Here is a 24,360-nt window from a genome sequence, read left to right as displayed (position 1 = left end):
CACTCCCGTCTATCACGGACCCGAGGGGGATGTGCGCCGTTCGCCAGGAGTGATGGGTTCAGGATCCCTTGTCGCGGAACACATCGGCGAGCGGATCGGCCTCGAAGTAGGCGGTCTTGATCCTCATCCACTCGCCGTCGAGGACCATGTCCTTCAGGACCTCGTCGATCTGTTCCTTGCGCTGGTCGCCGGAGCGGATCACGAATCCGATCGGGGCGTCCTTGACCGGGTAGACGATCGGCTCCTCCAGGGCTATGGGCGCGCTCTTGATGATCGACTGAGCGTACGGAGCGCCATGGAACAGCGCGTCCGCCTCGCCTCGCTCGATCAGCCCGATGGCAGCGCCCACGTCGGGAGCCCTGACGACCTCGACGTCGTGATACTTCTCTTCGAGGTAGGCCCCTTGGACGGCGCCGTCGACGACCGCGATCCTCTTCCCGTTGACGTCACCGCGCTTCCGGATCGTCGATCCCTCGGGGGTGAGGAAGGCGACGTACGTCGAGAAGTACGGCGCGCTGAAGTCGAACTCCCGCTCGAGGTCCGAGGTGCTCGTGACCTGGGCCCCGATCATGTCGATCTTTCCCGCTCGCAGGGCCGGGAAGAGCTCGTTGAAGTCCATCGCCACGAACTCGGGCTCGACGCCCATGCCTTCGGCGACGCTGCGGGCCATCTCGTAGTCGAAGCCTTTGGTCGCGCCGCCGCTCTGGTAGTAGACGGGTTCGGTGCTGTCGACACCGATCCGAAGGGTGTTGCTGCTGCTGACCGCGGCGCTCGCCTGTCCGCCGGCGGACGGCGTGGGGTCCGAGAAGTGTCCGCTGAAGGCGATCGCGCCTAGAAGGGCCACGGCGCCGGCGACGACCAACTTGATCTGGTTCATGTGGGGGGTCCTGTTGCTGGCGATGGCTGGCACGCCAGCCCGAGCAGTATGGCGTGAGTCAGCCAATCGGACCCGTACGTCAGGTGGGTCTGGGGCAGACCAACACGGCGCGAACGAGCGACGAACCCCGGGTGACGCGGTCGCCATCGGCGATGACGGTCACGACGCCACCTCCGCGACCAGGTGCACGATGACCAGGTCGTCGGCTTCCAACCAGGGCGCGATCACGCCGACCTCGTCGAGCAGCCGGCCGCTCATCACCGCGCCGCCGGCGTACCACGCGGGTCGCGGGCGCTCCACGGGCGACACCGCCAGAGGCACCGGCGTCACCCGGTACGCCTTCTCCGGGGCCAGGCCGGGGAACCGGACGCGGCCGGCCGGCTGGCCCAGGGTGAGGTCGAGCGCCGAGAGACGGAACAGCGCCTCGCGCCCGTCGGGGGCGACCACGCCGTCCAGCTGCAGGCCGTCGGGCACGGTGTCGGCCCGCACGACGCGGCCGGAGTGGAGCAGACCGCGGAACTGCTTGTGCAGCGCGATCCAGGCCCGGAGCTCCTCGCGCTCCTCGTCCGTCATGGTGGTGAGGTCCCACTCGATGCCGAGGTGTCCCCACAGGGCGGTGCCGGCACGGAAGCGCAGGGTGTGCTGGCGTCCGGTGGTGTGGTCGGTGCTCGATCCCACGTGGGTGCCCATCAGCTCGGGCGGGAGGGTCAGCCCGGTCCACCGGACCAGACGGTGCCCTTCGTGTGCGTCGATGCAGTCGGAGACCCAGGCCCGGTCGGTCCGCTCGAGGACTCCCAGGTCGAGGCGCCCGCCACCTCCGGAGCAGGCCTCGATCTCGAGCCCGGGGTGCCGCGCACGGAGTGCGTCCATCATCCGGTAGGTCGCAAGGGTCTGCAGGTGGACGCCGGGGCGGCGGTCCCGGCCACGACCCGCGCCGGTCAGGGCACGGTTGTGGTCCCACTTGATGTAGGCGATGCGGTAGCGGTCCACCAGCGCCGAGATCTGGCCGAACACGTGGGCCCAGGCGTCCTCATCGGTGAGGTCGAGGACGTGCTGGTCGCGCGAGGTGATGCCGGGACCGGCGTGGGTGCCGAGGATCCACTCGGGATGCGCCCGGGCCACGTCGGAGTCGAGGCTGACCATCTCGGGCTCGAACCACAGCCCGAACTCCATGCCCAGGCTGTGCACGGTCTTCACCAGCTGGGTGAGCCCGTCGGGGAACACGTCCTCGTCCACGACCCAGTCACCCAGGGAGGTTGTGGCGTCGCGGCGCCCCTTGAACCAGCCGTCGTCGAGGACGTACCGCTCGACGCCCAGGTCGGCCGCACGCTCGGCGAGCTCGACGAGCTTCGGCATGTCCATGTCGAAGTAGACCGCCTCCCAGGTGTTGAGGAGTACGGGGCGCGCGCGCCGTGGGTGCACGTCCCGGGCCCTCAGGTGTTCGTGGAAGCGGCCGGAGAAGGCATCGAGCCCCTCGCCCCAGGAGGCGTAGAGCCAGGGCGAGGCATAGGTCTCGTCGTGGCCCAGCACCATCTCGCCGGGCATGAGCAGCTCGCCTCCGCGCAGCAGCTTCCAGCCCGTGAAGGAGTTCTCGGCACAGAGCACCTGGTTGCCGCTCCAGCCGAGGTGAACACCCCAGACCCGACCGGCACGGAAGCCGAACCCGGACCGGCCGGCACACAGCACGGTGGCCGAGTCGTGGCCGGGACGACCGCCCCAGGCCTCGCGGACGTGCTGTCCCTGGGTGAACGCGTGGCGCTGCGGGGTGCGCTCGTGGGCGTGCCGCCCCGCCATGTCGAGGAGCTCGTCGGCCTCTGCCGGCACGGGCAGAGCGGGCTCGAGCAGCGTCACCTCGTACGGCGTCGCCTCCAGGTTTCGTACGCTGGCACGGAGGCGCAGCAGACCGTTCCCGAACAGCTCGATCTCGGTGGTCACCTCCACCCCGGCCGGCCTGTCCAGCGCGACGCTGGTGAGCCGGGTGCAGTCGGTCGACTCGGTGACCGTGTGGTCCACCGAGTCGTAGGTGAGCGCCCAGGCCTGACCGGCGCGGCTGCCCAGCAGACCCGGACGACCCACCCAGCCACTGGTCTGCTGCGGCAGCACCGATGCCCACGAGTGCTGGTAGATCGCCCCGTCGAGGCTCGGCATCTCCAGCGAGCGGAGAAGGTCGGGAAGGTGCTCGACCGCGGTCTCACCGAGATCCGGTCCCCAGTGGAGGACGCAGGGGAGCTCGGTGGAGTCCAGCCGGACGACCAGGCTGGTGTCGCCGCGTCGGAGGTGCACGCCGCGGGCGCGCTCGTCGGTCATCGGGCGGTGCGGGTGAACACGGCCACCCCGGAGCCCGCCAGCTCGGCGACGCCACGATCGGCTCCCGAGGAGAACATCGGCTCGCCGAGGCCGCCCAGCTCGTCCAGCTCGTCCAGCTCGCCGAGGTCGACCACGTCGTCGGTCCGGTTGACCAGGAACCAGTACTCCCTCTCGCCGTCTGCGCGGATCGCGAGCTCCACCCTGCCGCGAAGCCCCGCAGGCAGCTCGCTGTCCACCCCGGCGGCCTCGAGCAGTCGGGCCAGCAGCGGCTCGAGACCATCCGCACCCAACCGGGTGGAGACGTACGTCGCCGAGCCGTGAGCCAGGGCCCGCCGGGTCACCGCCGGGCGGCCCGCCTGCAGGCCGGTCTTGTACGACGCGAGGACCTGTGTGCCGGGAGTCGTCGCGGTGATCCGGTCGGTCCACCGGGTCCCGGTACTGCCGTCGTCGAGAACGACCTCGCTCCCGTCCAGGAGCGGCCCGAACTCCTCGATGCGGATGCCGAGCAGGTCCCGCAGCGCACCCGGGTAGCCACCCGGCCACACGTGGTTGTTCTCGTCCACGACGCCGGAGAAGTACGTCGTGACCAGGTGGCCACCGCGGTCGACGAACTTCCTCAGCAGGTCGGCCGTCGCGGCCGGCATCACGTGCAGCACCGGCGCCACCACCACGTCGTATCCGTCGAGCGGCGCGCCGACCGGCAGGACGTCAGCCCGGACACCGAGCGCGAGGAACGCGACGTACCAGTCGAGCGCCTCCGCCCGATGGCTCACCGAGGAGCTCGGGTTGGCCTCCAGATCGAGGGTCCACGACGACTCGATGTCGAAGAGGATCGCGGCCCGGGCCTGCCGGCGCCGCGACCCGACGACGGGGCCGAGCCGCTCGAGGTGTCCGCCCAGCTGGACCACCGTCCGATAGACCTCGCTGTCCTCGCCGGCATGGGGCAGCATCGCCGAGTGGTACTTCTCCGCGCCGGCCACTGACTGCCGCCACTGGAAGAAGCAGACGGCGTCCGCACCGTGCGCCACGTGGGTCAGCGAGTCTCGCACCAGCGCGCCGTCCGCCTTGGGTGGGTTGATCGCGCGCCAGTTGACCGCGCTGGTCGAGTGCTCCATCAGGAACCACGGCTCACCGCCGGCGATGCCGCCGGTCAGGTTGGCCGAGAACGACAGCTCGTCGCGGGCGCGGTCGTCCACGAGCACGTAGTGGTCGTTGGAGACGAAGTCGATCTCGGCCGCCCAGTCGGCGTAGTCGATGCCGTTGAAGTGGTCCATCACCATGAAGTTCGTCGTCACCGGCACGTCGGGGGTCAGCCGGTCGAGGACCCCCCGCTCGGCGCGGAGGTAGTCCTTGAGGGCGTCGGAGGAGAACCTCTTGAAGTCGAGCTGGTGCGTCGGGTTGGGAATGGTGGGCGCCAGCCGCGGTGGCAGCACCTGGCTCCAGTCGCTGTAGCGCTGCGACCAGAACGCCGTGCCCCAGGCGCGGTTGAGACCGTCGAGGTCGCCGTACCTCTGCGACAGCCAGGTGCGGAACGCCGTCGCGGCGTCCTCGGAGTAGTCGTAGAGGTTGTGGCAACCGAGCTCGTTGGAGACGTGCCAGGCGGCGAGCGCCGGGTGCTGGGCGTACCGGCTCGCCATCTTCTCGACGACCGCCAGGGCGTGCTGCCGGAACACCGGTGACGTGGGTCGCCAGTGCTGCCGGGCGCCCGGCCACATGGTCTCGCCGGTGCGCGTGACCGGAAGGATCTCCGGGTGCCCGGTGCTCAACCAGGGCGGCGGCGAGGCGGTCGCGGTGGCGAGGTCGACGGCGATGCCGTGGGCGTGCAGGAGGTCCATCACCTCGTCGAGCCAGGCGAAGTCCCAGGTGTCCGCCGTCGGCTGCAGGCGGGCCCAGGAGAAGATCCCGAGGGAGACGATGTTCACCCCGGCCTGACGCATCAGCCGGACGTCCTCGTCCCACACGTCCCGTTCCCACTGGTCAGGGTTGTAGTCGGCCCCGAAGCCGAGCGGTCCGCGAGCGTTCTCGACCGCGAGCGACTCGGGCCAGCGCACCCACCGGTGGAGGCGCCGGCTCATGCGGTCGTCCTGCGAGGCGCGGCGGTGCTGGCCCGGACCACCAGCCGGGGCCGCACCAGGGCCTCCTGGTGCTCGTGCTCGCCGGACTGGATCTCCCGGATCAGGGCATCGACCGCGCCCCGGCCGACCTCGTCGAACGACTGGTGGACGGTGGTCAGCGGCGGCCAGAAGTACGCCGCCTCCTCCATGTCGTCGAAGCCGACGACGCTGACGTCGTCGGGGACCCGGCGACCGCGCTCGTGCAGGGCTCTCAGGAGTCCCAGGGCCATCTGGTCGTTCGCGGTGAACACCGCGGTCACCTCCTCGTTGTCGGCCAGCCGGAGGCCGGCCTCGTAGCCGGCTCCGGTCGACCAGTCGCCCGGCAGCACCGGTGGAACCGTTCGGCCGTGGGCCTCGAGCGTCTCCTGCCACGACGTCCGGCGGCGCCGCGCGGAGTAGGACAGCTCGGGCCCGGCGACGTGCCAGACGGTCTCGTGACCGAGGTCGAGCAGGTGCTCGGTGGCCAACCGTGCTCCGAGGGCCTGGTCGTTGTCGACGATCGGGTAGTCGTACTCCGCGCTGGAGTCGACCACGACCACCGGCAGCCCGTCCGGTACGGCGACGCCGTCGAGCCGGTGCGTCTCGACCAGGATGATGATGCCGTCCACCGCCTGCTCGCCGAGCTGGTCGAACGCGGATCGAACGGCGTCCTGGGTGGCGTCCAGCACCGGCAGCAGGTTGATGGCGTACCCGGTCTGGGTGGCGGCGGCCGCGATCGCGTCGAGCGTGTGGGTGGTGCCGACGCTGGAGAGCTCGAAGGCGATCACGCCGATGCTCTGGAACCGTCCGCTGCGCAGCGCCCTGGCCGCCCGGTTGGGCCGGTACCCGACCTCGCGCATCGCGGACAGCACCCGCTCCCGGGTCGCCGCGTCGACATAGCGGGCGCCGTTGGCGACCCGCGAGACCGTCTGTCCCGATACCCCAGCGATCCGGGCAACGTCGGCCTGAGAGGCCCCTCGCCGTGTCACTGGCCCCGAGGCCGTGCTGTCTGTCGCCATGGGCCGAATAATCCTTCCGCCAACCTGTTGACGTCAACATGTGTCGTACGTCACTGTACCTGTTGACGTTAACAGGCCGCCATCGGAACGGCGGTGAAAGGAGGTGGACCGTGTCCCAGGGCGTGACTCAGTTGGAGAGCATCCGGGAGACCCGCGGTGGTGGGCGACCGCCCGCACCCGGTCGCCGGTGGTCCCGCAGCGACACGAAGGGCTGGATCTTCGTCGGCCCGTTCCTGGCGGTCTTCGCGCTGACCTTCCTGGCGCCGATCGGCTATGCCGCCTACCTCAGCCTCTTCCGTGCGCAGGCGTTCTTCGGCACCACGCAGTTCGTCGGCCTGGACAACTACGTCGACGTGTTCACCGACGACAAATTCTGGGACGGCTCGTTGCGGGTCCTGCTGTTCTTCGTCGTACAGGTGCCGATCATGCTCGGCCTCGCCCTGGTGGCCGCGCTGGCAATCGACAGCGCACGGCTCTACGGCACGAGCTTCTTCCGGCTCTTCATCTTCCTGCCCTATGCCGTCCCCGGCGTCGTGGCCGTCCTGATGTGGGGCTTCATGTACGGCACCAACTTCGGGCTGGCCGCCGACCTCAACGAGCTGTTCGGCACCTCGATCGCGCCGCTCAGCAACAACTGGATGCTCGCCTCGATCGCCAACATCGTGACCTGGGAGTTCGTGGGCTACAACATGCTGATCTTCTACTCCGCCCTGCGCACAGTGCCCGGCGAGATCTACGAGGCTGCCGCGCTCGACGGCGCCGGAGCGCTGCGCACCGTGCTCTCGATCAAGATCCCGGCACTGCGCGGGGCCATCCTGATCGCCACGATCTTCTCGATCATCGGGACCTTCCAGCTCTTCAACGAGCCGAACATCCTGCGGACGCTGGAACCCAACGTCATCACGACCTACTACACGCCGAACCTCTACGCCTACAACCTGTCCTTCGGCGGGCAGCAGTACAACTACTCGGCGACGGTCGCGATCGTGATGGGCCTGCTGACCGCGGTGATCGCGTACGCCGTCCAGCTCCGCGGCTCACGAGAGGCGATGAAATGACGGGCCGGGTGGGCACGTCGCCGCTGGCGCCGCGACGGTCGCCTCTGCTGACCGCGCTGATGGCGCTGTTCCTCGTCTACACGCTGGTGCCGCTGGCATGGCTGATCCTGAGCTCCACCAAGACACAGGCTGATCTGTTCTCGAGCCCGGGGCTGTGGGTCGGCGACGAGTTCGCGTTCTTCAGCAACGTCCGCGAGACGCTGACCTACCGCGACGGCATCTTCCTGCGCTGGCTGGCCAACACCCTTCTCTACGTCGTGGTGGGTGCCGGCGGCGCGACCCTGCTGGCCACCGCGGCCGGCTACGGCCTGGCCAAGTACCGCTTCCCCGGCCGGCGGGCGGTCTTCGCCGTCATCATCGGCGCGGTGGCCGTGCCCGGGACCGCGCTGGCCGTGCCGACGTTCCTGATGTTCTCGAACATGGGCCTCACCAACACGGTCTGGGCGATCATCATCCCCTCGCTGATCAGTCCGTTCGGCCTGTACCTGATGTGGGTCTATGCCGCGGACGCCGTACCGGACGAGCTGCTCGAGGCGGCGCGCATCGACGGCGCCGGCGAGATCCGGATCTTCTTCACGGTCGCTCTGCGCCTGCTCGCTCCCGGCATCGTCACGGTGCTTCTGTTCGCCGTCGTCTCGACGTGGAACAACTACTTCCTGCCACTGATCATGCTGAGCGAGCCGAAGCTCTACCCGCTCACCGTGGGCCTCACCCAGTGGAGCGCTCAGGCGACGGGCGCGAACGCGCAGCCCGTCTACAACCTGGTGGTCACCGGCTCCCTGCTGACCATCGCCCCGCTCGTCATCGCCTTCCTCCTCCTCCAGCGGTTCTGGCAGTCCGGCTTGAGCGCGGGAAGCGTCAAACAGTGAAATGAAAGGAACGCCATGTTGATCATCAATGGGCGCAGATCCCGCCGGATCGCCCTCGTCGCGGCAGCCCTCACCGCCGCCTCCGTGCTCGCCGGCTGCGGCTCGGACGACGGGGGTGGCAGTGGAGGCAGCGGTACGGCCGCGGACCTCGACGCCGCCCTCGAGGAAGGGGGCACCATCACCTACTGGACGTGGACCCCGTCCGCAGAGGCCCAGGTCGCGGCGTTCGAGGACCAGTACCCGAACGTCGACGTGAAGCTGGTCAACGCCGGCACCGGCAACGACCACTACACGAAGCTGCAGAACGCGATCAAGGCCGGCTCCGGCGGCCCCGACGTGGCGCAGGTCGAGTACAAGGCGCTGCCGCAGTTCGCGCTGCCCGGCGACCTGGTCGACCTGAGCCAGTACGGCTTCGACGAGTTCGAGTCGGACTACACGCCCTCGACCTGGGCCTCGGTGCAGGCCGGCGACGGCCTCTACGGGCTGCCGCAGGACTCCGGCCCGATGGCGCTCTTCTACAACCAGCAGGTCTTCGACGAGCACAAGCTCGAGGTGCCGACCACCTGGGACGAGTACGTCGAGGCGGCCCGGACCATCAAGAAGGCCGACCCGTCACAGTGCATCACCAACGACAGCGGTGACGCCGGCTTCACCACCAGCATGATCTGGCAGGCCGGTGGCACGCCGTTCGAGGCCGACGGCGAGAACGTCACGATCGATCTGCAGGACGAGGGCACGCGGAAGTGGACGGGCGTGTGGAACCAGCTCGTCGAGGACGAGCTGGTCTGCACCATCCCCGGCTGGACCGAGGAGTGGTACAAGGCGCTGGGCGACGGGACCATCGCGTCCATCGGACTCGGTGCCTGGGCACCTGGCGTGTTCGAGCAGTCCGTGCCCGACGGTGCCGGCAAGTGGCGGGTCGCACCGATGCCGACGTACGACGGGCAGCCGGTGACGGCCGAGAACGGCGGCAGCACCCAGTCCGTGCTGGAGCAGAGCAAGAACCCCGCGCTGGCCGCGGCGTTCGTGCGCTGGCTCAACCACGACGAGGGCGTCGAGCCGTTCCTGGAGAGCGGTGGCTTCCCGGCGACGGTCGCCGACCTGCAGGACCCCGCGTTCGTCGACAAGAAGAGCGACTACTTCGGCGGCCAGCAGGTCAACCAGGTGCTCACCGAAGCGGCCACCCAGGTGGCCGAGGGCTGGCAGTACCTGCCCTACCAGCTGTACGCGGACACGATCTACGGCGACACCGTCGGCAAGTCCTACCAGACCCACACCGCCCTCGATGAGGGCTTGGGGGCCTGGCAGGAAGCGCTCGTGAAGTACGGCGACGAGCAGGGCTTCAGCGTCAACTGACCCATGACTGACGGACAGACGGCCGCCGCACATCGCGGAGCGGCGGCCGTCGGTCCCTCGCGAGAGGTAGGCATGCCCGAGTTCACGATCGGCGAGACCGACTTCCTCCTCGACGGTGAGCCGTTCCGGATCCTCTCCGGCGCGCTGCACTACTTCCGGGTCCACCCCGATCACTGGGCGGACCGGATCGAGAAGGCCAGGCTGATGGGCCTCAACACCATCGAGACGTACGTGCCGTGGAACGCCCACAGCCCCCGCCCGGGCGTGTTCGACACGGACGGCATCCTCGACCTGCCGCGGTTCCTGCGCCTGGTGGGGGAGGCCGGCCTGTACGCGATCGTGCGTCCCGGGCCGTTCATCTGCGCGGAGTGGGACAACGGCGGGCTGCCGCCCTGGCTGTTCCGGGAGCCGGGCGTCGGGATCCGCCGCCATGAGCCGCGCTTCCTCGGCGAGGTCGAGAAGTACCTCCACCAGGTCCTGGCGCTCGTGCACCCGCACCAGGTCGACCAGGGCGGACCAGTGCTGCTGGTCCAGGTGGAGAACGAGTACGGCGCGTACGGCGACGACCGGAGCTACCTGCAGGCGCTCGTGGAGATGACCCGTGCCGCCGGCATCACGGTGCCGCTGGTCACGGTGGACCAGCCCGTCGATGCCATGCTCGCCGCCGGCGGAGTCGACGGGGTGCTGCGTACCAGCTCCTTCGGCTCGGACAGTGCGAACCGCTTGCGCACCCTCCGCGGCCACCAGCCGACCGGGCCGCTGATGTGCATGGAGTTCTGGGACGGCTGGTTCGACCACTGGGGAGGCCGGCACCACACCACCGCCGTCGAGCAGGCCGCCGAGGAGCTCGATGCCCTTCTCGCCGCAGGAGCGTCGGTCAACGTGTACATGTTCCACGGCGGCACGAACTTCGGCCTGACCAGCGGGGCCAACGACAAGGGGATCTACCGGCCGACGGTCACCTCGTACGACTACGACGCTCCCTTGGACGAGGCCGGGAACCCGACCGCGAAGTACTTCGCGTTCCGTGACGTCATCGCCCGCTACGCCCCGGTGCCGACCGAGACCCCCGGCGCCGCCGGTCCCGCCCCCGAGCAGACGGTGGCGTTGGGTGAGCCGGTCCGGCTGCTCGACGACCCGGCTGCGTGGGGCTCCTGGAGCACATGGGAGTCGCTGCCGATGCTGGACGAGCTGGAGACGGACACGCGTCTGGCCGTCTACCGGACCGAGCTGCCGGGCGACGGCTCGGGCGTCCTCACCATCGGCGAGGTCCGTGACCGGGCCGCCGTCCTCCTCGACGGCGCTCCGGTCGGCATCCTCGAGCGCGAGCACCACGAGCGGGCGATCGCGCTACCGCGCGGGCGCGGCGTACTGGAGCTGGTCGTCGAGGACCAGGGCCGGGTCAACTACGGCGCCCGCATCGGTGAGCAGAAAGGCCTGGTCGGACCGTCTCTGCTCGACGGGGTGCCGCTCACGGGCTGGGAGGTTCTGGCCGTCGACCTCGACCGGGTGCCGCGCCTGTGGGAGATCGACTCACCCGAAGACCGTGGCTCCGGCGTCGGGCCCACCGCGTGGCGCGCACCCTTCTCGGCCGAGCCCGACGTCGACCTCTTCCTCGACACCACCGCCTGGGGCAAGGGCATCGCCTGGATCAACGGCTTCTGCCTGGGGCGCTACTGGCGGCGCGGGCCGCAACGCACCCTCTTCGTGCCGGGCCCGGTGCTGCGGCCCGGCCGCAACGAGCTGGTCGTACTGGAGCTTGACGTGCTCACCGAGCCGACGGCCCGGTTCGTCGCAGGGCCGTCCCTGGGGCCACTCGAAGACTGAGGGCAGTCAGTGCTGCGGGTCACCTGCGGCATCGACTCAGTGCGAACCGCCCACGGTTTGCAGGCGTGCCGCCGCATCGAGCAGTGTCTCGGCGGCGGCGCGGGCATGTTCGGCGGCGTCGGGCGTTCCTGCGATGGCAGCTGTGGTCTGGGCACCCTCAGCCAGGATCGCGAGCTGCGGTGCGAGGCCGGGCGGACCTCCCAGCTCCTCGACCAGGCGGGCGACGTACGCCTGGAACGCGGCCTTCTGCTCGCGTACGGCATCAGCCACGGCCTCCGAGCTGCCGCCCAGCTCTCCGTTGGTGTTGATGAAGGCACAGCCACGGAAGTCGGGCTGCCGGAACCAGGAGTCGAGGAAGTCGAAGATCGCGAGTATCCGCTCGCGCGCCGTCGTGGCGCGCTCGGTGGCTGACGCGAGGCCGGCATCCCAGACCTGGGTGCGATGTCGTAGGACGGCGACGATCAGATCGTCCTTGGAGGCGAACAGTGCGTAGATCCGTTTCAGCGATACGCCTGCCGCAGTCCGGACCGCGTCCATGCCGACCGCCTGCACGCCCCGTGCGTAGAACAGCTCGTCCGCGGCTCGGACGACCTGCTCCCGTGCGCTCGTATCGTCGATCATCTGCCCTCTTCCTCTGTCCGGATCCGCGGCACTTGCGCGGAGAACGATCATTCTCTATGCTAGCAAACGACGCGGAGAACGATCGTTCTCCGGGCGCGAATCCAAAGGAAGAGGATCATGGGCTACATCAACGTGGGCACCGAGAACAGCACCACCACCGAGATCTACTACGAGGACCACGGCACCGGGCAGCCGGTCGTCCTCATCCACGGCTATCCGCTGGACGGCAACAGCTGGGAGCTCCAGTCGCGCGAGCTGATCGCGGCCGGCTACCGCGTCATCACCTACGACCGGCGCGGGTTCGGGCAGTCGAGCAAGGTCGGCACCGGCTATGACTACGACACCTTCGCGGCAGATCTGAACGCACTCCTCGAGACCCTGGACCTGCGTGACGTCATTCTGGTCGGCTTCTCCATGGGCACGGGTGAGCTGGCGCGCTACGTGAGCAACCACGGTCACGAGCGTGTCGCGAAGCTGGCGTTCCTCGCCTCCCTGGAGCCGTTCCTCCTGGCGGCCGACGACAACCCGACCGGAGTGCCTCAGTCCGTCTTCGACGACATCGCCAAGGCGGCCCGCGCCGACCGGTACGCCTGGTACACGCAGTTCTTCAGCGACTTCTACAACCTCGAGGAGACGCTGGGCTCACGGATCAGCCAGGAGGCGGTCACGGCCAGCTGGAACACCGCCACCCGCAGCGCACCGGTGGCTGCCTACTCGGTGGTGCCGACCTGGATCGAGGACTTCCGTGAGGATGTCGTCGCCGTGCGCGCCTCCGGCAAGCCGGTCCTGATCCTGCACGGGACCAGCGACAACATCCTGCCCATCGACGCCACCGGGCGGCCCTTCCACGAGGCGCTCCCCGAGGCTGAGTACGTCGAGATCGAAGGCGCTCCCCACGGTCTGCTGTGGACCCACGCCGCCGAGGTCAATGAGGCACTTCTGGGTTTCGTGAAGGCATGAGACCCCTCTTTCCGCCTCCGTCCGGATTCCTTCGGGCGGAGGCGGAAAGAGTCCTAGGTGCCTGCGGCGGTTCCCTGCAGGACCCGGCTGGTCGGTCTCGAGGCTGTCGCGACCGCGCGCCGCGCTTCGCTTCGGAACTTCGCGGGTGATGCGCCGACCACGCGGCGGAATGCGGTGCTGAAGGCGCTCTCGGACTGGTAGCCCGTCGCCCGTGCGAGCTCGGAGATGGACATCGTGTCGCGGGCGAGGGCGTCGCGCGCGAGGCTCATGCGCCACTGGATGAGGTACTCCAGGGGTGGGACCCCGACGTGGCTCTTGAAAGCCTGGGCGAACGCGGAGCGTGACATGTGGCTGATCTCGGCGAGCTCCTTCAGGGTCCATGAGTGGGCCATGTCCGCGTGCACGGCACGCAGGGCGGCACCGATGCCGTCCTCGTTCAGCGCGCCCAGCCAGCCGATGGGCCGGTCGGTCTGGCCGGCATGCGCACGGAGCATGTGCACGAGCAGGATCTGTGCGAGATGGTTCTGCACCAGCGGACCGCCGGCGGCGGCGATCCCGACCTCGTTCGCCAGCAGATCGATCAGCTGCGAGAGCCGCCTGCCATGTGGGTCCGTCTCGCGGACGATCACGAGCGGCGGCAGTAGATCGGTGAGCAGCGCCGCATTCCTGTCGTCGAAGGCGATGTGGCCGACGCAGAGGTAGAGGTCGTCCTCGGACTCCGAGCCGATCTGAACGATCCCGTCCTCGGCATCCGCCAGCACCAGCCCTGCAGGACGCGGGCTCGCATCGAGCGAGCTGGCCAGCACGTAGGGCGGCGGGTTGCCCAGCATGAAGGTGTCACCCTCCTGCAGGAGCACCGGCTCGTGGCCTTCGAGGATCAACCAGCACGTGCCGCGCACGAGGCCGCCGATCCGTACGTGCAGGAACGTGTCGAAGCGCAACGCCCACTCGCCTGTGGCCCGGAGGCTGGGGCCGATCACCGTGCGGGGGCGCAGCAGACTGATCGCGTCTGCCACCGGATCCCGAAAGCCGACCACACCGGCACCTCCTGGACGATACGTAAAGAATTTCGGACTTCGCGTTATGGATAGTAGCCCCCTGCTGCGACAGCATGGATGGCGAAGGAGATCCGCTCGGAAGTGATGGAGAGAGACTCACATGGGACAGTTCGACGACAAGACGGCCGTGGTCACCGGGGGCAGCACCGGGATCGGCCTGGCCACCGCGGTGCGGCTGGCCGAGGAGGGCGCGTACGTGTTCGTCACGGGGCGACGCGAGGCCGAGCTGGAGGCTGCCGTCAAGACCATCGGTACGAACCGGGCGACGGGCGTGGCCGGCGACATCTCCGACCTGGCGGACCTGGACCGGCTCTACGACGCGGTCCGCGCCCGGGGCAAGGGGGTGGACGTGCTCGTGGCGAACGCGGCAGTCGGCTCGTTCGTGAGCTTGGAGCAGACCACCGAGGAGCACTTCGACCAGATCTTCGGGGTCAATGTCCGAGGGACGCTGTTCACGGTGCAGAAGGCGCTCCCACTGCTCAACGACGGCGCCTCGGTCATCCTGACCGGCTCCACGGCGGCCGACCGCGGCGTGGAGGCGTTCGGAGCCTACTCTGCCTCGAAGGCAGCCGTCCGTTCCTTCGCGCGGACCTGGTCCACCGAGCTCAAGGGCCGTGGCATCCGGGTCAACGTCGTCTCGCCGGCATGGATCGAGACCCCCGGAGGCACAGCCGCCTTCGGTGACGAGGACACCGCCCGAGCCGTGAAGGAGAAGGTCGCCGCGACGGTGCCCAAGGGCCGCATGGGGCAGCCCGAGGAGGCTGCAGCGGTCGTGGCGTTCCTCGCCTCGGAGCAGAGCAGCTATGTCGTCGGTGCGAACATCTACGTCGACGGTGGGGAGAACCAGATCTGAGACTCCGCCACGCTTCGCCCGGTCAGGCATCAGCCCGATGCCTGACAGAAGGTGGGGCGGGGCACCTCGCCCACCCAGTGAAGTGGAACGGTGGCGCCTCAACGAATGTTGCGCCGCACTGCTTCGGCAATCGGGGTGTCCCCGGAGTTGAGCTCGAGGATCTGTCGGCTGATCCGCGGCTCGTGCACCAGGGTCGCAAGAGTGTCGGCGACATCGGCGCGAGATATCTGGCCGTGGAGCTCGGCAGGACCGAGCGACACCACGCCGGTTCCGGAGTCGTCGGTGAGCAAGGACGGACGCAGGATCATCCAGTCCAAGCCACTGCGGGCCACAGCGGCATCGGCCTGCTTCTTCACCGCGAAGTAGTACTCCTCCTCGTCGCTGAGGTTCCGCTCCCGCCATGATTCGGGGAGCACCGAGACCAGCGCCAGCCGTCGCACCCCGGTGTGGCGGATCGCCTCGATCGTCTTGCAGACCCCCTCGCCGTCGACGGCCCGGGTCACCTCGGCGGCGCCGCCGTTCGATCCCGCCGTGAACACCACGACCTCGGTGTCCGCCAGTGCTGAGGCGAGCTCCGTCGAGTCCATCCTCGCGAGATCGCCCACGACCGCGTCGATCCCATCGGCAGCGAGGACATCCCGCTGCTCCTCGCGGCGCACGAGGCCACGTACTTCATCACCGCGGGATCGAAGGTTCCTCGCAAGCAGTCCGCCGATCCTGCCGGTGATCCCGATGATGAGCACCTTCACTACGATCGCGCTTCCCGGCTCCGCGTGGCGCGGGGGCCAGTCCGACCGTCAACGATGCGCCGGTGCTGTCCGTCAAACCTTGCGTCATCTGATGTCCTCTCGTTGGCCGCTGATTCGGGCGCGGGGTCGTTACGAAGATGGTGTGTCTGTGCCGGGTTCGAGCTCAGGCGATGCTGGTGACGGACTGTCGGACGGCTTCGAGGGCTGCGGCTCGCTCTGTGTCGGTCATGTGGGCGGGGCCGTAGGTGATGACGGGCTCGAGCGGCTTGTAGCCGACGAACTCCAACATGCCACGATGGATGTGGAACAGGAAGTCGGAGATCGAGCCGAGCGCGCCGCCGGGGCGGAACGACTCACTGGAGCCGCCGGTCGTCAACAGCAACATGGCCCGCTTGCCGGCGAGGGCCGCCTCGTCGAACATGCCGTGGTCTCCGCCGAAGAGGGCCCCCATGACGAAGACTCGGTCGACCCAGCCCTTGAGGATGGCGGGCAGCGAGAACCACCACATCGGGAAGGACAGCACCAGCAGGTCAGCGGCGAGGAGTCGGTCGAGATGGTTCTTGACGGCCGGGTCGAGCGTGTTCTCGGTGACCGCGCGCTGCTGCAGGGCCTGCGGCTTGAAGTGTCCCTCGACGGGCTCGAACTCGCCGCGGTCGAGGACGGGGGCCCAGTCGTCCGAGTAGAGGTCGATGACATCGACTCGGTAGCCCGCGTCGCGCAAGGCCTGGGACGCGGTTGTCATCTGGGCGGAGCTGAACGAGCGACTCTCCGGGTGCGCGTGGACGATCAGCGCGGTCGGAATGGGATCGGGGATCGACATGAATCGATCATATCGAGATATCGCGATTTGTAAATTAGAGATCGGCGATGGATCCGGCGAGCTGGGCGAGCCGCTCGTGGTCGCGTCGATAGTGGGTCCACTTGCCTACCCGGGTCGACCGGACCAGCCCGGCGCGTTCGAGCGTGCTCATGTAGTTCGAGACGGTCGACTGTGCGAGGCCCGACTTCGCGTGGATGTGGGTGACGCAGACGCCGACGGACTGGCGGTCCGCGATCGGGTCGTACTCGCTGAAGTGTTGTTCGGGATCTTTGAGCCATTCCAGGAACTGCAGTCGCACGGGATTGCTCAGTGCCTTGAAGACCTCGATCAGCTCGTCTGATGTCTGGCTCATCTCGGTTGCCATGTGTGCTCCTCCAACGTTTCGACACACCACGATATCTCGATACTCAGGCGGGGACTCCCGTATCTCTGCGGCCCTGGCGGCGCTTCCAGCAGCGCTCCGGACGTCGACTCATCCCCGTGGTCGACCTCAAAGGTGCCGAGGTGTGCCTGTAACCACAGCGCCCCGCCAGGGGCAACCGCCGCCGCGGATCGTGGCATTCATGGAGGCCTGAGTGCTCGAGCAGACGAGCTAGCCGATGCTGCGGAGCTGGCGGATGGTGATGCCGGTGAAGCTCGCCGGTCCGCCATCGGTGTAGAGCGAGATGCCGGTGTCGCCCTCGGTGAAGTGCACTTGCTGGGAGAGCACGGTATGGCCTGAGTTGACGAACACCTCGACGCTCTGGGTGTCGACGAAGATCCGCAGGTGCACGGAGCGTGCGGCGGCGTCGATGGGTGCGGCGGCACGTGTGTAGGGAGCCAGGGAGTACCCGGCAAGGTCGGACGGGGCTCGGTCGACGTAGAGCTCGGCGCCGTACTTGCCGATGTTCGTGTGCCGTGAGCCGTCGGCCGAGCGTCCGACGGAGACGCCGACGTTGGTGGCGGCGTCCCAGGAGATGTCGAGCTCGAGCTCGTACGCCCGTCCGGTCCAGGGGAGGACGAGGCTGCCGTTGACCGTCTGGTCGGGCAGTGTGGTGGTCGCTGCCACGTAGTCCGAGAGCTTGCTGACGGGGCTGCTGAGCAGGGAGTACCAACCGCCGGGCTGGCGCTCGAGGCGCAGCTCTCGCACGATCGAGTTCTGTCCGTTGTAGCCGTCGGGGGCATCCGTCGGTACGTCTCGGGCGGCGTACTTCCAGTTGTTCATCCAGGCGATGGCGAGACGTTTGGTCTCCGGCGCGTCCATCGAGGGCCAGGTGACGGCGGCGTACCAGTCCCAGCCCCAGTCGAGCCACTGTGGGGTGAGGTCGTGGGCGATGAACTCCTCGCCGTTCCACGTGCCCATCCAGTACGCGTAGGTCATCGGAAGCCCGATGCTGAAGGCGTCCATGCTGGCGCCGAGCACCCAGTGCCGGGTGCCGTCGTTCGCGGTCATCTCGAACAGGTCGGGGCACTCGATGCCGCCGAGCGCGTGGTTGGGGTAGTCGAAGTTGCGCTTGAGCTGCCAGTCGATGAGGTTCGTGGAGGTGTAGAAGGCCGCATACCGGGCACGGCCGATGACGCAGACCCATTCGCCGCGGGCCGCGTCCCAGTGGATCTTCGGGTCCCGGAACCACTCGGCGTTCTCGATCTCGGCGGGCGTTGTCGCGGTGCGGCCGTCGGTGTTGACGATCACCGGATCTGGCCGAGGGGTGAAGGTGTAACCGCCGTCGGTCGACCAGTAGAGGTACTGCTCTTGATACTTGCGGATGCCGTCGGTCGGCTGGGTCGCGAGCGCGATGACGGCTCCGGCGCCGTATCCGGCGGTGTTCGCGGTGTCGACGACTGCTGATCCGGACCACACGGGGAAGTCGGGCCTCAGGGGCATCACGGTGCCATGGTGGGTGAACGAGACGGCGTCGGTCGTCGTCGCGTGGTCCCAGCCACCGGGGCCGTTGTTCTGGTCGGAGTGCAGGTAGTAGAGCTGGTAGGCGCCGCGGGTGGTGACCGGTCGCTGCGGGTCGCAGAGCCAGCCCGAAGGCGGGGTCATGTGGTAGATCGCACGAAGCGATGCCTCGGCTGCTGGCGCCGTGACCGGGGTGGCGTGGGCAGCGCCTGGAGTGGCGTGGACCGCAAAGAACGCGAGCGACCCGACTCCGGCGCCCTGCAGCATGGTCCGTCGTGAGATGGGGTGGGGCATGATGACTCCTTCGACTCAGGGGGTTCGACTCGGGGTTCGGCTCAGACCGATGCGCCCGGCGCATCGGCGTGGATCGGCCTCGGGGCGAGGTGCGGCCCCGACTTCTCCTCTTCGAGGTCGACGGCGGTGTACGCGATCGGCCCGCCGATCTCGGTGTCGATGGCCACGGTGATCGGTCCGGGGCCGAGCGTGACGAGGTGCGAGATCGTCGCCTCGCCATCGTTCGCGAAGACCTCGAGGAGGGGTCCGTCGAGGCTGACGAGCAGCTGGCCCCGCGGCCCGCCCTCGAGATGGGTGATGCTGGTCGAGGGAAAGTCGGGATGCACCGCCTCGGCCGCGGGACCACCACGGGTGATGCGGATGGTCCGCGCGGAGTGCTCCAGCTCGACCCAGGCATCCGCGCCACCGCGCAGTCGCAGACCGACGGATCCTGTGACGGACGGATCCCAGGTGAGCGCCAGCACGCTGTGGCCGCTGAGCGAGAGCTCGACAGGCTGGGCGCCGACCGACACGGTCGCCGGTGCGGCCCGGGCGAGCTGTTCGAGGAGGAAGGTGGGCGGTCTCTGGATGACGCGCGGAGTTTTCTCGACGGTGCGCAGGGCGAGCTGTCGTGGCAACGACATGGCGCCCCTCCACGGCGACGAGGGAAATGCTCCCGCATAGCGCCAGTTGCTCATCCAGCCGAGCATGACCGCGGCTCCCCGCGGCGCGCTGTCGAAGGTGACTCCGGCGTAGAAGTCGCGGCCGTCGTCCAGGCGTACGAGCTCGGGAGAGTCTGCCGTGAACGTGGATCCGTCGAAGCGACCGACGACATAGCTCATCGAGGAGCCCTCCGGATCCGGGTCGTCGCCGATCGGGTTGGTGCTGAGGATCAGCACCCAGCGAAGGTCATCGGGATCGCCGTCGAGCGGCAGTGGGACGAGATCCGGACACTCCCAGACGACCCCGGCCGGGCCCAGCGGTCCGAAGACGCTCGCGTGCTCCCACGAGCGCAGGTCGTCCGAGGTGTAGAGATGCACCTGCCGGTCCTCCGCCTCGACCGCGAGCAGGACCCACCGGAGCCGGCCCGCCTCGTCGGTGTAGCGAATGACCTTGGGATCTCGGAACGCGCTCGTGCCGCGGTCGAGCACCGGGTTGCCGGCGTCGAGCTCCCAGGTGAAGCCGCCGTCCCTGCTGATGGCGCGCGACTGCGCCTGATGCCCGTCGGCGTACGCGCTCGTGTAGTACGCCGTCAGTGAGGTTCCATCCTCAGCGGGGGTGGAGACGATAGACCCGGAGAAGATCTGCTCGCCGTCACGGAACCGCAGCGCGACCGGGTGCTCGGTCCAATGCTGCAGGTCGGAGCTGGTCGCGTGGCCCCAGCTCATGTTTCCCCAGTCGGATCCCTCCGGGTTGAACTGGTAGAAGAGGTGCCAGCGGCCGCGGTCGTGGACCAGACCGTTGGGGTCGTTCATCCAGTTGCGCTGCGGTGCGAAGTGGAAGGTGGGCCTGGGCACGACAACGGGGTTGGACACTGCGCGTTCCTCAGATCGAATGTCGTGGGACGGATGGGCATGCGACGCGGATCAGCTGCTCGTCGGTGGACGACTCGATGCCGAGTAGCGTTCGTACGCCGGCGGCACCGAGTTCGTAGTGCGGAAGCGCCACCGTCGACAGCGGCGGACGCAGGTGCGCGGCGATCACGTCTTGGTTGTCGAACCCCATGACCGCGACGTCGGTCGGGATGCTCAGCCCGAGCTCGCGCAGCCCGTCATAGAGACCCATCGCCACGCGGTCGTTGTGGCAGAACACGGCCGTCGCCTCCGACTCCACGATTCGCGGCGCGGTGGCGTACCCGCCTTCCTGGGCAGGTTCGGCCGGGAACACGAGAGAGTCGTCGAAGCCGACACCTGCTGCCTCCAGGGCTGCCCGGTAGCCGGCCAGGCGACCGCTCTGGGCCGGCGAGGGTGTCGTCGTGTTGATGAACGCGATCCGCCGGTGACCGGCAGCCAGGAGCTCTTCGGTCGCCGTCCTGCCACCCTGCTCCTCGTCCGGCACGACGGCGGGAAGACCGCTGCCCTCGGCGAAGCAGTCCACGAGGACCGTATCGGTCTGGTGCAGCATCTCGGGAACGACGATCTCGCGGTGGTACCAGCTCGAGTAGAGGATGCCCCGCACCTGGTGCTCGAGCATCATCGCGATGGCCTCGTTCTCTGCTGCCTCGTTGCCGTCGGTGTTGGCGACGAGAAGGACATATCCGTGCGCCCAGGCCTCGTCCTGTGCCCCGTGGATGATCTGGCCGGCGAACGGGGTGGTCGCGATCGCGTCGGCGACCAGGCCGATGAATCGCGACCCTCCTCGCGACAAGGTCTTGGCCAAGGCGTTCGGCCGGTAGCCCAGTGCCGCGACCGCGTCCTGCACCCTGCGTCTGGCCTCGTCTCCGATGCGCGCCCCGGGCTTGTTGTTGACGACGTGGGACACGGTCGCGACCGAGACGCCCGCGGCCTTGGCGACGTCTCGCATCGTCACGTTCGCCGCGCTCTTGATGGGCTCAGCCGTGTTGGGTTCGGCCTTGTTGGGCTCCGTGCCGCTCATCCCTTGGTCGCCCCGCTCTCCAGACCCTGGATCATCGCCTTGTTGAGGACGAGGAAGACCAGGAGCAACGGCGTCACGGTGACGCAGACTGCGGCGAACGTCGCCGTCCAGTCGGTGTTGCCCATCGCCCCGATGTAGTTCTGCAGGCCGAGCGGGATGGTCTTGAGCCCGTCGGAGAGCACGAAGGTGTTCGCGAAGATGAAGTCGTTCCAGATGAAGATGCTGTTCACGAGTACGACCGTAATGATCGTGTTCGCGGAGAGCGGGAAAGTGATCTGCGCGAAGATCCGGTACGGCCCGGCGCCGTCGAGCGAGGCGGCCTCGTACAGCTCGCGGGGGATGTACTCGTAGAAGGACGAGAACAGGTAGACGGCCATCGGGAGCGAGAACGCGGCCAACGGGATGATCATCGACAGGTGGGTGTCGAGGAGCCCGACCCGGGAGTAGTCGATGAAGAGGGGGACGAGCGCGATCTGCACCGGAACCACGATTCCGAGCAGGAACAGCGAGCGTACGACGCCGCTGAATCGGAACCCGAGCACCTGCAGCGCGTACGCCGCCATCATCCCCGCGACGACGATCAGCACACTTGCACCGGCCGTGACGATGAAGCTGTTCAGGATGTTCAGCCACAGGTTGCCGGTCGCGAAGGCTCGGGTGTAGTTGTCGAGCGTGTAGTCCGACGGCAACGCGAACGGGCTGCCCCCGGCGAAGTCAGCGGCGGTGCGAAAGCTCGTCACGAAGAGCCACACCATCGGGTAGACCTGCACGATGACGATGAGCACGATCGTGATCGTGAGCAGCGCGCGTTGGGCACGGAGCCGTGGCGGTCGCGCTGCCGCTCGGGGCTTCGGCGAGTGCGGCACGGCGGCCTTCGGTGGTCGGGTGAGCACAGGCGTGGTCACGAGTCGTCCCTTCGACGGAGCAGCAGGAAGATGAGGCCGACGGCGACGAGACACTCGACGACGATGAAGACGGAGATCGCGCTGGCGTAGCCGTAGTCGGTGTGCACGAACGCGGTCTTGTACATGTACGTGGTGAGCAGCTCGGAGGACTGGCCCGGGCCGCCGTTCGTCAGCAGGTAGGGGATGTCGAAACCGCGTAGCGCGAAGGTGGTCGCCATCACCGTGGTCGTGATCCACACGGGCCGGATGTAGGGGAACCGGATCTTCCAGAACGTCTGCCACCAGGATGCGCCGTCGAGTCGAGCCGCCTCCTCGAGCTCGCGAGGCACGGCGATGAGTGCCGCATAGACGATGAGCATGTAGAGACCGGTGAAGCGCCAGCCCTCCGGGACGGACACAGCCGTGAGTACCGTGTTCACGTTCGAGAGCCAGGCGGTCTGGGCGCCGTCGAGACCGACCCACGCCAGTAGCTGGTTGAGCGGGCCGACCGGGTCGAGGGAGTAGATCCGCTGGAAGAGGAACGCGATCGCGACCGTCGAGATGACCGCCGGGAGCAGATACAGCGTCTTCACGAGCTCCCGGGCCCGCGGCAGCGCCGTCAGGAGCGCCGCGACCGCGAGTGCGCCGCCGAGCTGCAGCACCAGGCAGATCACCAGATAGCCGAGCGCGTTGCCGAACGCCCTCCAGAAGACGTCGTCGCGGGCGAACATCTTGACGTAGTTGTCGAGGCCGACGAACCTCATCTCCGTGATGCCGTCCCAGCTGAACAGGCTGAGGAACAGCGACTGCACGATCGGAAGCAGCACCGCGACGCCGTACAGCAGAAGGGGTGGGACCAGGAAGACGGCGACCGACAGCCTCGACCGGCGCGGCAGCATCGACGGTCGTGCGAGGTCAGCCATCGCTGTTCTCCGCGAGGGTCGCGTCCATCGTCTCGATGAACTCGTCCGGCTTGATGTCTCCCTGGACGAGCAGCGTCAGCTCCTGCTGAAGGCGGGTGTTCGTGGCGGGGTCGAGCTGGGTGTCCCAGGGCATCGCGCTCTCCGCGCCGACCCCGTCGGCCTGCTTCACCGCCTTGGCGTAGAGGTCGGTCGCGTTGTCCGGGATCGAGGTCTCCACGTTGGTGGTGGGGGAGAGGGCACCGGTCGAGGCGTACGTCTCCGGGTAGCGCTCGAGCGCGTAGGCGAGGAAGTCGCGGACCAGCGGGTCGTAGGTCTGCGTGTTGACCGCCATGCCGATGCCTGAGGGCGTGACGTACGCGTTGTCGTCGGTGACGGCGTCCTCGACCGTCGGCAGCGTGAAGTAGTCGACAGACTTGCGTACGCCCGGGTCCAGCGCGTCCGTCGCGAGGTTCGCGAGCTCCCAGGTCCCGATGTTGTAGATCGCGGCCTTGCCCGAGGTGAACTGCGCCTGGGCATCGGCATACCCGGTCGAGGAGAAGTCTTCCTGGAAGCACCCGGCCTGACCGAGCTCGTAGAGCCACTCGGCGGCCGCCCGGCCGGCGGGGTCGGCGAACTTCGCCTTGCCGTTCTTGAGGTCCTGGACGTACTCCGGTCCGGCCATCCTGAACGGGTAGTAGGACATGTAGCGCTCCAGCGGCCACTGATCCTGCCCGTCGAGGGCGATCGGGGTGATGCCCGCGGCGCGCAGGTCCTTGCAGACCTGAGGGAAGTCGTCGAGCGTCTTGGGGATCTCGACCTTGGCGCGTTCGAGGAGCGCGGAGTTGTACCAGAAGAACTCGAGCTGGAACTCGAACGGCACCATGTAGAGGGAGCCGTCGTCGAACCGCTGGTAGTTCAGCGCTGCCTCGCGATAGTCGTCATCGAGACCGAGGTCCTTCAGCAGCAGCTCGACGTCGAGCATGCGGCCCTGGTCGGCGAGCTTCTGGGCGAACGGCGTCGCATCGGTGTCGAACAGCTCGGGCAGCTTGTTCGCTGCGGCGAGCGCCTCGTACTTCTGGATGTAGGAGGGGCGGTCGGGCGTCGTGATCAGGTTGAGCGAGAACCCCGGGTGGTCCTTGGCGTACTCCTCGGCGATCTGCTCCATCGCGGTGATCACGCCGCCATCGGCCGGGCGCGAGAGAAGCCAGGAGATCTCGCGAGCCTCGACCTTGCCCTCGGGATCGACTTCCGTGGGGTCGGCGCTGCCAGCTGTGCCCGAGCAGCTGGTGAGGGTGAGCGCGGCGGCGGTCAGGGCGGCGAACAGCGCCGTCTTGGGGTGGCGGATGGGCATCGTGGT

Annotated in this window: 21 protein-coding genes; 6 read left to right on the top strand and 15 right to left on the bottom strand. The window is 68.3% G+C overall.

Going from position 1 to position 24,360, the window contains the following annotated elements; all coding sequences use genetic code 11:
- Positions 1–58 precede the first annotated feature (58 nt).
- The 4 genes from ACW14X_RS08040 to ACW14X_RS08025 all read right to left on the bottom strand — a co-directional run bounded on the left by ACW14X_RS08040 (position 59) and on the right by ACW14X_RS08025 (position 6,296).
- Complete coding sequence (locus ACW14X_RS08040) at positions 59–877, bottom strand: substrate-binding periplasmic protein (RefSeq protein ID WP_457165246.1); 819 nt, start codon at positions 875–877, stop codon at positions 59–61.
- 159 nt (positions 878–1,036) lie between these two features.
- Positions 1,037–3,184: an alpha-galactosidase gene (locus ACW14X_RS08035; protein WP_457165245.1), complete on the bottom strand. Its 2,148-nt coding sequence runs from the start codon at positions 3,182–3,184 to the stop codon at positions 1,037–1,039.
- Entirely contained in the window at positions 3,181–5,259 is a 2,079-nt protein-coding gene (locus ACW14X_RS08030) for a beta-galactosidase (protein ID WP_457165244.1), read from the bottom strand. Before ACW14X_RS08030 ends, ACW14X_RS08035 begins: the two co-directional genes overlap by 4 nt.
- A complete protein-coding gene (locus tag ACW14X_RS08025; RefSeq protein WP_457165243.1) occupies positions 5,256–6,296 on the bottom strand; it encodes a LacI family DNA-binding transcriptional regulator in 1,041 nt (346 codons plus the stop codon). The genes ACW14X_RS08030 and ACW14X_RS08025 overlap by 4 nt, the downstream gene beginning before the upstream one ends.
- Before the next feature lie 110 nt (positions 6,297–6,406).
- Between ACW14X_RS08025 and ACW14X_RS08020 the strand changes: the two genes are divergently transcribed.
- Genes ACW14X_RS08020 through ACW14X_RS08005 form a run of 4 tightly spaced genes read left to right on the top strand, consistent with a single transcriptional unit; the run spans position 6,407 to position 11,406 of the window.
- Positions 6,407–7,354 carry a carbohydrate ABC transporter permease gene (locus ACW14X_RS08020; RefSeq protein ID WP_457165242.1) on the top strand — a complete coding sequence of 316 codons (948 nt, stop codon included), beginning with the start codon at positions 6,407–6,409 and terminating at the stop codon, positions 7,352–7,354.
- Positions 7,351–8,223 carry a carbohydrate ABC transporter permease gene (locus tag ACW14X_RS08015; RefSeq protein ID WP_457165241.1) on the top strand — a complete coding sequence of 291 codons (873 nt, stop codon included), beginning with the start codon at positions 7,351–7,353 and terminating at the stop codon, positions 8,221–8,223. Before ACW14X_RS08020 ends, ACW14X_RS08015 begins: the two co-directional genes overlap by 4 nt.
- Positions 8,224–8,238: 15 nt before the next feature.
- Positions 8,239–9,579, top strand: coding sequence for an ABC transporter substrate-binding protein (locus tag ACW14X_RS08010; RefSeq protein ID WP_457165240.1), 1,341 nt, complete (start codon positions 8,239–8,241; stop codon positions 9,577–9,579).
- Positions 9,580–9,582: 3 nt separating this feature from the next.
- Complete coding sequence (locus ACW14X_RS08005) at positions 9,583–11,406, top strand: glycoside hydrolase family 35 protein (RefSeq protein WP_457165239.1); 1,824 nt, start codon at positions 9,583–9,585, stop codon at positions 11,404–11,406.
- 36 nt (positions 11,407–11,442) lie between these two features.
- On the opposite strand, the gene ACW14X_RS08000 is transcribed toward ACW14X_RS08005, so the two are convergent.
- Positions 11,443–12,027, bottom strand: coding sequence for a TetR/AcrR family transcriptional regulator (locus ACW14X_RS08000; RefSeq protein WP_350838323.1), 585 nt, complete (start codon positions 12,025–12,027; stop codon positions 11,443–11,445).
- A 117-nt stretch (positions 12,028–12,144) separates the two neighbouring features.
- On the opposite strand from ACW14X_RS08000, the gene ACW14X_RS07995 reads away from it, so the two are divergent.
- The gene (locus tag ACW14X_RS07995) at positions 12,145–12,987 is read left to right on the top strand and encodes an alpha/beta fold hydrolase (protein WP_457165238.1); all 843 of its coding nucleotides are present in this window, start codon (positions 12,145–12,147) and stop codon (positions 12,985–12,987) included.
- A 53-nt stretch (positions 12,988–13,040) separates the two neighbouring features.
- On the opposite strand, the gene ACW14X_RS07990 is transcribed toward ACW14X_RS07995, so the two are convergent.
- A complete protein-coding gene (locus ACW14X_RS07990) occupies positions 13,041–14,024 on the bottom strand; it encodes an AraC family transcriptional regulator (protein WP_457165237.1) in 984 nt (327 codons plus the stop codon).
- Positions 14,025–14,145: 121 nt separating this feature from the next.
- Between ACW14X_RS07990 and ACW14X_RS07985 the strand changes: the two genes are divergently transcribed.
- Positions 14,146–14,898, top strand: a complete 753-nt coding sequence (locus ACW14X_RS07985; RefSeq protein ID WP_457165236.1) for an SDR family NAD(P)-dependent oxidoreductase — start codon at positions 14,146–14,148, stop codon at positions 14,896–14,898.
- Positions 14,899–14,996: 98 nt separating this feature from the next.
- Here ACW14X_RS07985 and ACW14X_RS07980 read toward each other — a convergent pair whose 3' ends face one another.
- The 9 genes from ACW14X_RS07980 to ACW14X_RS07940 form a co-directional block, all read right to left on the bottom strand.
- Complete coding sequence (locus ACW14X_RS07980) at positions 14,997–15,641, bottom strand: NAD(P)H-binding protein (RefSeq protein WP_457165235.1); 645 nt, start codon at positions 15,639–15,641, stop codon at positions 14,997–14,999.
- 169 nt (positions 15,642–15,810) lie between these two features.
- The gene (locus ACW14X_RS07975; protein WP_160024932.1) at positions 15,811–16,467 is read right to left on the bottom strand and encodes an NAD(P)H-dependent oxidoreductase; all 657 of its coding nucleotides are present in this window, start codon (positions 16,465–16,467) and stop codon (positions 15,811–15,813) included.
- Between the two features lie 34 nt (positions 16,468–16,501).
- Positions 16,502–16,831: an ArsR/SmtB family transcription factor gene (locus tag ACW14X_RS07970; protein ID WP_350838317.1), complete on the bottom strand. Its 330-nt coding sequence runs from the start codon at positions 16,829–16,831 to the stop codon at positions 16,502–16,504.
- A gap of 228 nt (positions 16,832–17,059) precedes the next feature.
- Positions 17,060–18,643, bottom strand: coding sequence for a glycoside hydrolase family 32 protein (locus ACW14X_RS07965; protein WP_457165234.1), 1,584 nt, complete (start codon positions 18,641–18,643; stop codon positions 17,060–17,062).
- A gap of 41 nt (positions 18,644–18,684) precedes the next feature.
- Complete coding sequence (locus ACW14X_RS07960) at positions 18,685–20,157, bottom strand: glycoside hydrolase family 32 protein (protein WP_457165233.1); 1,473 nt, start codon at positions 20,155–20,157, stop codon at positions 18,685–18,687.
- Positions 20,158–20,167: 10 nt separating this feature from the next.
- Positions 20,168–21,217: a LacI family DNA-binding transcriptional regulator gene (locus ACW14X_RS07955; RefSeq protein ID WP_457165232.1), complete on the bottom strand. Its 1,050-nt coding sequence runs from the start codon at positions 21,215–21,217 to the stop codon at positions 20,168–20,170.
- Positions 21,214–22,122 carry a carbohydrate ABC transporter permease gene (locus ACW14X_RS07950; RefSeq protein ID WP_201451103.1) on the bottom strand — a complete coding sequence of 303 codons (909 nt, stop codon included), beginning with the start codon at positions 22,120–22,122 and terminating at the stop codon, positions 21,214–21,216. Before ACW14X_RS07950 ends, ACW14X_RS07955 begins: the two co-directional genes overlap by 4 nt.
- Positions 22,119–23,024 (bottom strand): carbohydrate ABC transporter permease, encoded by a 906-nt coding sequence (locus ACW14X_RS07945; protein ID WP_457165231.1) that lies wholly within the window; start codon positions 23,022–23,024, stop codon positions 22,119–22,121. The genes ACW14X_RS07950 and ACW14X_RS07945 overlap by 4 nt, the downstream gene beginning before the upstream one ends.
- Positions 23,017–24,354, bottom strand: a complete 1,338-nt coding sequence (locus ACW14X_RS07940) for an ABC transporter substrate-binding protein (RefSeq protein WP_457165230.1) — start codon at positions 24,352–24,354, stop codon at positions 23,017–23,019. The genes ACW14X_RS07945 and ACW14X_RS07940 overlap by 8 nt, the downstream gene beginning before the upstream one ends.
- Between the last annotated feature and the right edge of the window lie 6 nt (positions 24,355–24,360).

It is taken from the genome of Nocardioides sp. YJ-D4 (genome assembly GCF_054031495.1).
Note: the sequence above shows the minus strand (reverse complement) of the source record. Positions and strands in the feature narration are given on the sequence as shown.